Source organism: Cohaesibacter gelatinilyticus (genome assembly GCF_900215605.1).
Taxonomy (GTDB): Bacteria; Pseudomonadota; Alphaproteobacteria; order Rhizobiales; family Cohaesibacteraceae; genus Cohaesibacter; species Cohaesibacter gelatinilyticus.
The window spans coordinates 20432-32177 of sequence record NZ_OBEL01000004.1 but is presented as its reverse complement, the minus strand read 5'-3'; the positions used below and the strand labels follow the sequence as shown (position 1 = coordinate 32177).

At 47.6% G+C, this 11746-nt stretch carries 9 protein-coding genes; all 9 read right to left on the bottom strand.

Annotated elements, in window-relative coordinates:
* The gene (locus tag CRO57_RS16135) at positions 1 to 1197 is read right to left on the bottom strand and encodes a radical SAM/SPASM domain-containing protein (RefSeq protein ID WP_097154526.1); all 1197 of its coding nucleotides are present in this window, start codon (positions 1195 to 1197) and stop codon (positions 1 to 3) included.
* 112 nt (positions 1198 to 1309) lie between these two features.
* Complete coding sequence (locus tag CRO57_RS16130) at positions 1310 to 2683, bottom strand: CDP-glycerol glycerophosphotransferase family protein (protein WP_097154525.1); 1374 nt, start codon at positions 2681 to 2683, stop codon at positions 1310 to 1312.
* Positions 2684 to 2717: 34 nt separating this feature from the next.
* Positions 2718 to 4655: a transketolase C-terminal domain-containing protein gene (locus tag CRO57_RS16125; protein ID WP_097154524.1), complete on the bottom strand. Its 1938-nt coding sequence runs from the start codon at positions 4653 to 4655 to the stop codon at positions 2718 to 2720.
* A 76-nt stretch (positions 4656 to 4731) separates the two neighbouring features.
* Entirely contained in the window at positions 4732 to 5478 is a 747-nt protein-coding gene (locus CRO57_RS16120; protein ID WP_097154523.1) for an acylneuraminate cytidylyltransferase family protein, read from the bottom strand.
* A gap of 27 nt (positions 5479 to 5505) precedes the next feature.
* Complete coding sequence (locus tag CRO57_RS16115) at positions 5506 to 6969, bottom strand: aldehyde dehydrogenase family protein (RefSeq protein WP_097154522.1); 1464 nt, start codon at positions 6967 to 6969, stop codon at positions 5506 to 5508.
* Between the two features lie 11 nt (positions 6970 to 6980).
* Entirely contained in the window at positions 6981 to 7793 is an 813-nt protein-coding gene (locus tag CRO57_RS16110; RefSeq protein ID WP_097154521.1) for an SDR family oxidoreductase, read from the bottom strand.
* Between the two features lie 43 nt (positions 7794 to 7836).
* Positions 7837 to 8871, bottom strand: coding sequence for an N-acetylneuraminate synthase family protein (locus tag CRO57_RS16105; protein ID WP_097154520.1), 1035 nt, complete (start codon positions 8869 to 8871; stop codon positions 7837 to 7839).
* 73 nt (positions 8872 to 8944) lie between these two features.
* Entirely contained in the window at positions 8945 to 10741 is a 1797-nt protein-coding gene (locus tag CRO57_RS16100; RefSeq protein WP_210200904.1) for an ABC transporter ATP-binding protein, read from the bottom strand.
* Positions 10722 to 11498 carry an oxidoreductase gene (locus tag CRO57_RS16095; protein ID WP_097154519.1) on the bottom strand — a complete coding sequence of 259 codons (777 nt, stop codon included), beginning with the start codon at positions 11496 to 11498 and terminating at the stop codon, positions 10722 to 10724. The genes CRO57_RS16100 and CRO57_RS16095 overlap by 20 nt, the downstream gene beginning before the upstream one ends.
* Between the last annotated feature and the right edge of the window lie 248 nt (positions 11499 to 11746).

Genomic DNA, 11746 nt, shown 5'->3' with positions numbered 1-11746 from the left:
CTAAACAGAAACACAGCGATTACAAGGGAACAGCTGGTCTCTCTGCGCGGCCAGATGTTTTTGTCGCATATTCAGGTAAAGATCAGACATCCAGATTTCCTGAAGTGTTTTTTCCGGGAAATGGATATCCGTATTTTCTGTCAATGTACTTTTGTAATCAAAATCGCAAGGATTGACACGCCCATCCCACCACAAGAACATACGACGCCAAAGTTCAGAGCAGGGTTCCTGAATCGTGTTCTCTGGGTTCTCGTAAGCTGATTCCCACGGGTTGTAGTGGACAAAGGCAACCTGATCTACAAGCTCCTGCCAAGAATCCACCAAGGTATCGATGTCTTGATCATCGTTCAGTTTTACACCGCTGATTTTGGTTATGATCTTAGATTGTGCATAATCTTGAGTACGGATTTTCTGAAACATCTCAATATTTTTCCGCACACGGTCATAATTACCGTTCACCCGAATACGTTCATAGGTTTCCGGATCAGCTGAATCGACAGAAAAAACTAAAGTCTGAATATCAGAGCTTAAAAGTGCATGAACAGCCTTCTCTGTCAACAATGAAGCATTGGTATTCAGTTTCAGCGCGAGAAACTTGCCCTTCGCGTATTCTAACATTTCCAGCAGCTTGGAATTCAAAAACGGCTCGCCCCGTGACGCCAGCGTCACGGCTTCCACATTGCCTTGTAGCTCATCAACCGCATGCTTGAAAACTTCCAGCTCCATCAACCCCATGTGACCTTTTGATTTCGAAGAAAAGCTCTTATCAATTTGGTAACACATGACACAACGGTAATTGCAGATGGAAGCGGGTTCAATCTGAACACATGGCGGATATTCGTTCGCAATCTTCAACTCAGGATACTTATTGTACTTGTAGCGATACGCAACATAGCGCGGGATTTTATCATCTGGAATGCTACGCACTTCATCCAGTTCATGCCCGCTCAGTAAATAGTCTTCTTTGCAGAGCTCCTGCCCATCAACGATTTTTTGATAGGACGCTTGGATTTTGCCAAATAGTTCTTTATTGCGTACGCTGAGTTGTACAAATGAATCCGCACCACGGAGTGCGGCAAGCCGCTCAACAAATTCTTTCGGGTTCAGTTGTGACTTGGCCTGAGAGCTGAATTGCCGATAGCCTTTTCGACGTGTATCAGGCTTAACCTTTGAAACGTTCGCAGTGGTATCGCTCATTCTTTTCTTCCTCGATAGCGGCTTCCCGTACCAAGGTTAGCTTACAGCCTCCTGATACATATTTCCGCTTACGCCTACAGCACAAATTTGACGTCTTTAGAGCCCACACAGCTTATGCGCAAGTTTCCTCAACAATTTTTGACAAACGTTGTGAATAAGGTTGTTCATCCTTATACACAATGTATTCGCTAGCATATCGTAGTGCCTCAGCTATTTCTTTATCTGCGCCCAGAGCAATAAGCTTTTCAAACAGCTCCGGATAATCTTTTTGCTCCCAACAAGGTAGAATTCCCGGCGCTTCAAACAATTCATCAAAGTATCCATAGTGGGCGGTCTTGTCAGCCGTTAACCCTTGGTTTTTCCCATCTGGGTAACACAAAACCAACGCAGGAATACCATTAAGAGCTGCTTCAAGTGCCATTGTCGTCGGCGGACAGACCATAAGAGAAACTGCATTCATCAGAACCGGATAATATTCTAATTCCGTGTCATTGATAAATGACGGATAGTCATGGTCCTCTGCCTTAAAACGAGAAGCATAAAAGTCGGATACCTGCCTATCCAAAACAACATTTTTGAAATCGCATTCAAAAACATTTTTCTCACCAGCCCTTTGCATCATCTCAGGATGTGGGCGGAACAACACGATATAATCCCTAAACTTTGAATTCTCTGAAATTTGCTTGTCTAAAAACTCAAGGGCAGTCACATCGTCATAAGGCAACGAAGTTGTCGCATAAAAAATAATTTTCTTGCCTTCAGGGATTTCATTAAGTTTCCGGAATGCAGACAATTTATCATCAAGATTTTGCTGATTAAAATAGGACTCAAAACGCGGTAATCCTAAAATCTCAATCTTTTCGCGTGGCGTATCTTGTACCACTTCAGCCTGCTTTGCACCCTGTTCACCCCAGACCACAACTTTGTTTGGAAGGATTGGCAGTACGCCTTTACTCACAAGGTTATCCCAGCTGTTAATTAGCAAAATCGACTTCACATCCAAACATTTCGCTGTGTACGTCATATCAATTGTGAAGCTATCGGCTGCAATTGACGGAGCCAGTAAAATATCTGGCTTCCGATCTTTGATGACATCCGCCAAGGCACCCCATTTGGGCAAAACCACATTCATTGCTGACAAGAAAGCTTGGAAAATCCCCGGACAAGCCAAGAATTTATATAAATTTCGCAACGCTGGACGAACACCACGCAATTTGATTTCAAAAGCACGAGACCGTTTGATGTACTTGTACATGGTCACCGTTAACAATCTGCGGAAAAAAAACTTCCGATACGATGGTTGATCCAGAACCGTATATTTCTCAACATTAACGTCCCTCATTTTTGCAGGATCCCAGTAATCTCTGGCAACCAAATAATGAACGTTATGGTCCTGTTCTAGCTGAGAAAAAGCTCCTGCTTTAATCCAGTTCCGCAAATATTGCTCATTGGAAATCAGAACCAGTATCGACAGCTTCTTACCCACAATGCATCTCCAAACGACAAGTACTCCTTAACGATTATCTGACTTCTGCTAGAGCCGTCGCACGCGCTGCGATATGTTCGACGGACAGGCCAACAGCGTCCAGAACTTCCGAGTTTGTGCCAGACGGCGGCACATCCGATACACCTAAACGGGAAACTTTCAATCCAACAACTGGGTCGCATTCCAGCGCCCGACCAACAGCATCTGATAGACCGCCGTCCATATAGTGGTTATCCAGAGTCAACAGAGCGGTACAACCGGCCAAAGCCTGAGCAAGCCATGAGCCATCCACCGTATTGAGCCACGGCATGTTGATGACTTTGGTGGAAATTCCTGCCTCAGTCAATTGCTCGGCTGCACGTACCGCATTGCCAGTCAGTATCGGGCCATGGGTAACAATTGCCACAGTATCGCCATCAACCAGTACGGTACCTTGACCTTGAACTGCCTCGTAATCTTCTGGCAGAGCAAATGGTATGTCGCACGGAATGGAGGTCAGTCGTATATAGCTGCTTCCCTTGGCTTCATTAACACACCAATCCAACAACGGGGCAACTTCAGCCGCACAGCACGGCTCGACCATAACCATGTCCGGGATGCCGCTCAAGGATGCAATATCACGCACCGCTTGGTGTGAGTGCCCCGGACCACCCGGTACAACACCTGCCAAAGAGCCTACATAAATAACCTTGGTTTTTTCCGTTGCGTTGTTATAGATCTGTTCGTTCGGGCGGGAAGTCAGGAAGCAAGAGAATGAATGGGCAATTGGCAGAGCGCCACCCAAAGCCAAACCACCAGCCATGGACACCATGTCTTGCTCGGCAATACCACATTCAATAAAGCGTTCAGGGAAAGTCTCACGGAACGGAATCAAACCGGTATCGAGAATCAGGTCAGCATCCAACGCCACCAGATTGGGGTGTTTTCCGGCCTGCTGCAACAAGGCTTCTGTATAAGCCGGGATCAGCTTTTGCGCCGTTTCCGGCAAGGCTGGGGCGGGTTCGCGCACAATAAAGTCATAAGCAATGTCATCACCACCTAGGTCAGCAATCGCAGCAGAGATACGGTCGGTGATTTCACCGACCGCTTTCTGATAGGAATTGGCATCCGGTGCACCACTGTGGAAACGATACATATCCACATCGGAATCCAGCGAGGTATGCTCCATGAAAGAAACGCCCTTACCTTTGACTGTGTCAGCAATGATGACCTTCGGATACGGATCATCTTTCATGTCGGCCAATGTCTGCGCGAGAACAGCAACATCATTACCATCACAGCGTTCCACACGCCAACCAAATGCTGCCAGTTTCGCATCCAGGTCCCCCAGATCAGAAACATTCTTTACGAAGGTATCAGACTGCAGTTTGTTGTGATCGATCACCACGATCAGTTCATGCAGCTTATGATTGGTTGCAGAAACCAAAGACTCCCAGAATTGACCTTCCTGCAACTCGCCATCGCCGGTCAGTACCACAACACGAGCATCACGTTCCGCCAAACGGTTGGCGTGAATCATACCTTTGGCCTTGGAGATGCCCATTCCCAAGGAGCCAGTATTGGTAATGATATTCGGCGTATGCACATCCGGATGGCCTGGCAGGCCATCAATTTTGCGCAGCTTGTGCACCAGATCAAATTCAAGGCGCCCCATACCCATAAGAACGGCATAATAGCCCGGCGCATCGTGGCCTTTGGAACTGAAGAACAAGTCATTGCCTTCGGTCGGTATCGTGCCCAACTCCAATTCTTCCAGCATCATCCAGCTGAAAATTTCCATGGAGCTAAAGCTACTACCAATATGGCCGGAACCAGCACGGGCGATCATGTAAAGGGCATTCAGACGGCACATATCCGCAAACACAGCAACCCGTTGTTCACGAGACCAAGGAGCCTTCCGCACTTTTTCAAATTCTGCAAAGGGAATATAGACCAGTTTACCGTCTACGGCCTGTCCGATTTGATCACCCACGATAACTCTCCGTTCCTATGCCGTACAGATTGTACAGTCTTACGTCTGTCCCGATGACAAACTGTCTAAAGCTGATTTAAGATTTTTGATAGGCCGGAATCGTAATTTCAGGCAAATTCCCCTGTCCTTCAGCAATCATCCGCTCCGCCAGATAGATATCTTCAGGATCGTTGATATCAAATCCCTCCATCCCTTGGCTGATGAATGGCAAAATGGCCTGCCCGGCAATGCTGCTGCCCTCCCTAGGCACGCGGGTCCATGCTATTTCCAGACTAGCGTTCTGTACATATATTTCCGGCAGAGCTGCATACTGGCTGCTGTGCCATGGCGTATCACTATTGCTGTAGGGCAGAAGCGGTAACATGCGGTCTCCCTGAACCATCCACATTTTGCCAGGGTGCTGTTTGCATTTTTCTACGGCGCGAAGAGAATCTGCGTGGGGCGCGTTACTAAATACCGCCCACGCCCGTTGGATTGTTTGCGACAAACGGAACGGGCTCGTCGGACGCAAGATGCTGAAGGCATCAAAGTCACGCCCCGTTTCTGCCAGTTGCTGTAACATCCATTTGACCCACTGAATATCCGGCGATTTGTCACCAGATATTTCCGCCGAGCGCAGGAAAGGCACCTCTGCCCCGTAGTGAACTGCGATATCCGCATATTCCTGACTATCCGTCGCACAAATCACCGTATCAAAAACACCACTGTCTAAAGCCGCACGGATGGAATAGGCCATCATCGGATGGCCTGCGACTTCCATAATGTTTTTGTGTGGTACGCGTTTCGAGCCAGATCGTGCCGGAATAAAAGCAACACTGCGCATTATTATAACCCCTATATGCTTTGGTGATTAGATCAGGCCGGTGCGAACCAGAACCGAGATGTTTTTCAGCTCCGAATACACATCCAATGCCTCGACCCCCGGCTCCCGTGTACCATTACCAGAAGCGCCAAAACCACCAAACGGCATATGTGGTTCACTGCCATAGCTGCCGATGTTGATATTCACCACACCAGCACGCACCCGTTGGGCAAACCAATGGGCCTGATCCACATTCCGGGTATGAATCGCAGCGGTCAAACCGTAGTCCGTACCATTGGCCACATCCAGAGCCTCCTGCAGATCTTTAACTTTATGCAAACAAGCCACTGGGCCAAACAGTTCTTTTTGCGACAAGTCTGCAGACGGGGACAGGGCCTCCACCACAGTCGGCTCGATATAAAAACCGTTCGCCAGCTCAGAAGTTGTCGGTGCTTTACCACCGCACACAATCTTCCCGCCTTGCTCCTGCGCATCTTTTAATGCCGCCAGAATAGTGCTGTGTTGATGCTGGGTAGTCACAGGGCCCAAATCACAGCCGGTGCTGACCCCCAGAGTCAGGCTTTTTGCCTTGGCAACCAAGGCGTCACGGAAGGCATCATAAACCTCTTCGGCAACCAGAAAACGGCTGGCAGCCGCACAACGTTGACCAGCATTACTAAAAGCTGACAAAGATGCCCAATGTACAGCTCGCTCCAGATCTGCGTCGGCACAGACCACAAACGGATTTTTACCGCCCAATTCCAAAGATACCCGGGCCAATCGACGGCCTGCCTCTGCGGCAATCTGACGCCCTACGGCTGTAGAACCGGTAAAGCTGATCACATCAATCCGGGCATCATTGACCAAAGGCACACCCGCCGACAGGCCTGTACCCTGAATCACGTTCAATACACCGTCCGGCAATCCGGCAGCTTTGGTGATTTCAGCAAACTGCAATGCGACGCGCGGGGAGTCATCAGAAGCCTTCATCACCACCGTATTACCACAGATCAACGCCGGGAAAGCTTTCCATGCGATATTGGCAATGGGTGTGTTGGCCGGCACGATCAAACCGGCAACGCCCAAGGGCATGCGGACCAAATGACTGTATTTGCCCGGCGTGCCTGAGGTCAGGGAGTGTGCATACAAACGCATACCTTCACCGGCAAAAAACTCGCCTTGCATGATGGCACCACTGGTTTCACCAGCAGCATCTTGCGGCGGCTTGCCTGTCTCCTCAGCAATACAGTCAGCCAGATCCTGCGCGCGGATTTTCATTTCTGCGACAATTGCAGCCAAAATTTGCCCACGGCGTACCGGAGTCAGATCAGCCCATGCCCGAGCTGCAGCCTTTGCCGCAGAAACAGCTGCATCCACATCTGCAGCATCGGAGTCCGCAAATCGGCTTATCACCTGTCCGTTGTGCGGATTGACTTTAGCAACCCAGTTACCTGTATGTGCGGCTACTTCCTGACCTTGGATCCAGTTGGGGATTTTTGTCACGTCTTGCATGTTTCAAACACCTAAATTGCTGTCCAACCGCCATCAACCACAAGGTTGGATCCGGTCATATATTTGGATGCTTCACTGGCCAAGAAAATCATTGCACCATTGTATTCATCCGGGTCTGCCATGCGCCCGATCGGAATACGTCCACAATAATTGCTGAGGAAATCATCATCCTGATGGTTAAACACCCCGGCAATGGTCAACGTATTGACCCGAACATTCTGACGCGCCCAATAGGTAGCCAAATAGCGTGTCAGATTCAACAGCCCGGACTTGGATACGGAATAAGCTACGGGTTTATAGAAATCCTCACCCCGATCCCGGCGATATTGATAAATATTCTGATCCGGGGACACCACACCATAGATGGAGGCAACATTGACGATGGAGCCGCATTCTTCCTGCGCCATCCAGCCACCAAAAACCTGACAGCACAAGTAGGTGCCCTTAAGGTTTACATCCAAAACCTTGTCCCAGGAGGTCTCCGGGTAGGTCTCGAACGGGCCATTTTCTTCGGGTAGTGCAGACGGCGGAGAATCCAGCGCTGCATTATTGATCAATACCGTCGGAATGCGGCCATCTGCCAACATTTGCTGCTGCACGGTTTCCAGTTTCTGCTTCTGCGCAATGTCTGCTTCATACAGGGCAAAAGTCTCAGGAAAATCCTTTTGCAGTTTTTCTGTAACAGCAGAAGCCTTCAGATCAACCCCGCTGACCCGCGCCCCACGGGATAAGAACACCTGCGCATACTGCTCACCCAACTGCCCAGCAACACCGGTCACAATCACCGTTTGTTGAGATATATCAAAAAGCGGATCTATCTGCATACTTTAGTTCCCCAGTTCCTATAAAATTTTTTTGGGCGTAGCTCTACCGATCTTCCACTGCTTCGTAAGCGATAAGTTCGCCAGCAACAATGTGACGCGTTGCAATACGACCAATAATATTCAGAGACTGACGAACCGGAATACCCTCATTGCTGTAAATACGACCAGTCAGATCATCAACAGTGATTTTTTCACCTTCTTTAATATCACGCAAAGCCACCAGAGATTTGCCCAGCTTTTTGAAGACAAATTCATCTCCCAGTTCCTCTTCGGGCTTGGGCGGCATCATTTCCGGCACGCGTTTGATATCGCGAATAAATTTACGAAAGCCTTCAGGTTCCAAAGAGAAACCATGATCCGTTCCTTTCCAGGCCCGGTTCAGGGTCACGTGCTTCTCAAAAACGCGGGCGCCCTTCATATAAGCGACAGGACCAGACAAGATACCCGTAAAGTGATCAGACAAACCAATAACACACTCAGGGAAAGCCGCTTTCAGGATATCAAGATTATTCAGACCCAAACGGTTATGATCACAAGGATACTCAGAAACACAATGCAGAATTGCAATCTGATCTGTGCCTGCACGTAGTTGCTCGAAACTAGCACGAATGTGCTCAGCTTTCCCACCGCCGCAACTCATCACAATCGGCAAACCAGTTGCTGCAATTTTCTTCAGGAATGGAAGGTTACCCAGATCAAACGATGCAATCTTGATCAGATCCACACCAGCTTTATTTACCAGATCTAAACTAGGTTCATCAAACGGTGTGGACATAAATTTCGCACCAAATTTCTCACAGTCTTCTTTCAGAATTGGCAACCATTCCGGTTTTAGTTCCAGAAGCTCGCGGTGCTCGCCGTAGGTACTAGCAAAGGAGTTATCACCATTATATGGTGCTGCGTATCCAGACTCTGAGAATAGATACTTATTATTGCGGGTCTGAAACTTGATAGCATCTGCACCCAACGTTGCGAAGACGCGAATATATTCACGGGCCGTTTCGAGTTTGCCCTGATGGTTGTTTCCCACTTCGGCAATCACAAAGCTGCTGTGTTCAAGTTCGTCCTTTTTGAGCATTTTGATGTCCCTAATCCATATATCTTTGCATTACTCTTGCAAACGCCGCTGTGCTTGAATCCCTAAAGATTTATTAAGATTTCTGAATGCCATCGTGATGTGTTGCCATTGCTGTCAAAACAGTTGCAACGTCACCCTCTTGAACCAACTTACCCTTTTCAAGACGTAGTACACGATCACAGTGTTGAATGGTCGTCAAACGATGCGCTACAATAATAATGGTTTTTTCCCCATGTAGCGCAACAACAGCCTCAATGATGCCCTTCTCCGTTGCACTGTCCAAAGCACTAGTTGCTTCATCCAGCACCAGAACAGGCGGATCATTATACAAGGCGCGCGCTATACCAATACGCTGGCGCTGCCCTCCAGACAAGCGAACACCACGATCACCGACCTGACTATCAAAACCATCTGAGAGACTGCTGACGTAGTCTTCCAGTTGTGCAGCACGCAAAGCCCTATGCACTGCATCATCATCAATCAAATGGTCAGGTACACCGAAAGCCACGTTCCTGCGTAAAGAATCATCAGTCAGATAGATAAACTGTGGAACATAACCAATCTGCTTTTGCCAACCTCGGATATTCTGCGTGATATCATTACCATCTACACAGACGAACCCTGCCTCGGGCTGCAATAATCCTGTTAGCAAGTCCACCAAAGTGCTTTTGCCTGCACCACTGCCGCCAACAAGGCCAACAGACTCCCCTTTGTGGATTTCAAAAGAGACCCCCTGCAAAGAATGGCTTTGGCTTTCAGGATATTGGAACATCACATCCCGACAAACAATGGTCTTATCAAATGCCATGGCAGGCTGATCATTAATGTCTGCGCAGTTTTCGATATCTTCAATTTCTGTATGCAGCGTATTGATCACAGGTTCCGCAAATCGCAAAGCCTGGAAACCCGCAATAATCCGGTTAACTGACGGCATCAAACGAAAAGCTGCTGCAGCAAACAGACCTAATGTCGGTAAAAGCAATGCAACCGTTTTCCCGGTATCCAGCATAACAATCACCAGCACAACTAACCCCACAACGGCCAGTAATTCTAGAACCAGTCTTGGTATGGCCTTAAAGGCTGTGCGCAATTGTGAAGCTGATGCACTTTCTATAGAATGCTGAGCAAATTCATTCAGGAAGTGTCGCTCAAGACCTGATAGCTTCACATCCTTGATACCATTCAGCCCCTGCTGTAAATGCTGCATGCGGTAGTTTTCATGGTGCTGGCGACGCTCCCCCCAAACAAGAACTCGGTTCCGAATACTTTTATTGATCAGCCAGCCTGAAATACCCAAAATACCAACAACAATAATTGCACCAAATGGTTCAACCGTGACAAGCAAGACGGAAACACCCAGCAACACAAAAAACTCGGCAATCAGCAAAAGGCCTTGTTGTACGACTTGTACAAACTCTGCCACCAAAGCCGTTGGGTTCCGCAGTAGATGCGCCGAGTTCCGAGCAACGTGATATAGATATGGTTGCCGTAGATAACCATCAAATAAGCGCGTGGAAACACTTGCCTCTAAGGCATAGACAAATTTCGACTGGCACCAAGCAAGGAATATTAAAAAAATCGTCTTAACCGCATAGACGCCCAAGAGCACCAACATGCCATACTTCACCAATGTTTCACGTGATGGCGTGCCTAATTGCGCAATGTAAGGTGCAAATTTGGAATCTGGGCTCATGATTTCCGGATCTGTCATCAGCGCCAAGGCAGGAATGACCAGACCAATGCCCAAGGTCTCAAATGCCATTCCTAACAGCATCAGAACACCCAGAATCACAGCAGCCCAGCGTTGAGAGCCAGACAGCATTGCCCATAACTTTTTATAAACAGGTTTCTTAGAGGGCATATCCGTCATCAACTATCAGATTTTGCCCAGTAATGTATCGAGACTGGTCAGACAACAGAAAAACTAATGTGTTTGCAATATCTTGCGGATCCAGCATACCCTTACCTGCGCATCTTGAGCCATATGCATCCAAGAAAGATTTGGGTTGATCAGCAAAGATACCACCTGGACTAATCGCATTCACCCGAATACCTGTTCCTTTGAAATATTGTGCAAAATATTTTGTTAAATGTAAAACTGCAGACTTAATCGCTGCATATTCCACAGGCATCGTCATTGCCGTTCCATCATAAACTTCGAAACGTGGTGCAATAACACCATAAATCGAGGACATATTCACCACATTGCCAAAGCCTTGCGCCTTAAACGCTGCACAAAATTTTTGCGCAATGAGAAAACACCCCCCCAAATGTAGATTCATATTTTCACTAAAATCTGCATAGGTCACCTCTTCCAGTTTACGACCATAATTAGCATTCCGCGGATAAGCATTGTTCACAACAGCATCAATCCGCCCATGTTTGTCCATCAAATCAGCAATCAGAATATCAACCGATTTTGGGCACGTGATATCCAGATACGCAGTCTCTACCTTGCCTAGATCCTGTAAATCATTCGCAACGACCTCGGCTGCAGACAGATCAATGTCTGCAGCAATCACGATTGCCCCGGTTTGAGCCACAGCCCGGACAAAAGCTTTACCAATCAGGCCCGCAGCCCCAGTGATCACGACGACATTAGTCTCAACATCAGATTTATCTATCATAGGTGATATTCAACAATTAAGAGCCGACTCATGTGAAGCATAATCAATCCCTTTGGTTTCCATTATCAGTTACAACTTCGCCTTCATGATGTATTCCTAGAAATTGAAATACAGAAATTCTAATTTGGTAGACAGTATAAGAACACCGGAAACAATATGACGGTTATAGAAATCAGATCTTGAATATTGTTCCAGATCTTATGAGACACTTCTATCGTCAATAAACAATGTGCAAAGAGAAAGACTGG

What these genes read in the sequence shown, in the direction of transcription:
- CRO57_RS16135 (WP_097154526.1), bottom strand. Translation starts at nt 1,197, where the DNA reads ATGAGCGATACCACTGCGAACGTTTCAAAGGTTAAGCCTGATACACGT.
- CRO57_RS16120 (WP_097154523.1), bottom strand. Translation starts at nt 5,478, where the DNA reads ATGCGCAGTGTTGCTTTTATTCCGGCACGATCTGGCTCGAAACGCGTA.
- CRO57_RS16115 (WP_097154522.1), bottom strand. Translation starts at nt 6,969, where the DNA reads ATGCAAGACGTGACAAAAATCCCCAACTGGATCCAAGGTCAGGAAGTA.
- CRO57_RS16110 (WP_097154521.1), bottom strand. Translation starts at nt 7,793, where the DNA reads ATGCAGATAGATCCGCTTTTTGATATATCTCAACAAACGGTGATTGTG.
- CRO57_RS16105 (WP_097154520.1), bottom strand. Translation starts at nt 8,871, where the DNA reads ATGCTCAAAAAGGACGAACTTGAACACAGCAGCTTTGTGATTGCCGAA.
- CRO57_RS16100 (WP_210200904.1), bottom strand. Translation starts at nt 10,741, where the DNA reads ATGACGGATATGCCCTCTAAGAAACCTGTTTATAAAAAGTTATGGGCA.
- CRO57_RS16095 (WP_097154519.1), bottom strand. Translation starts at nt 11,498, where the DNA reads ATGATAGATAAATCTGATGTTGAGACTAATGTCGTCGTGATCACTGGG.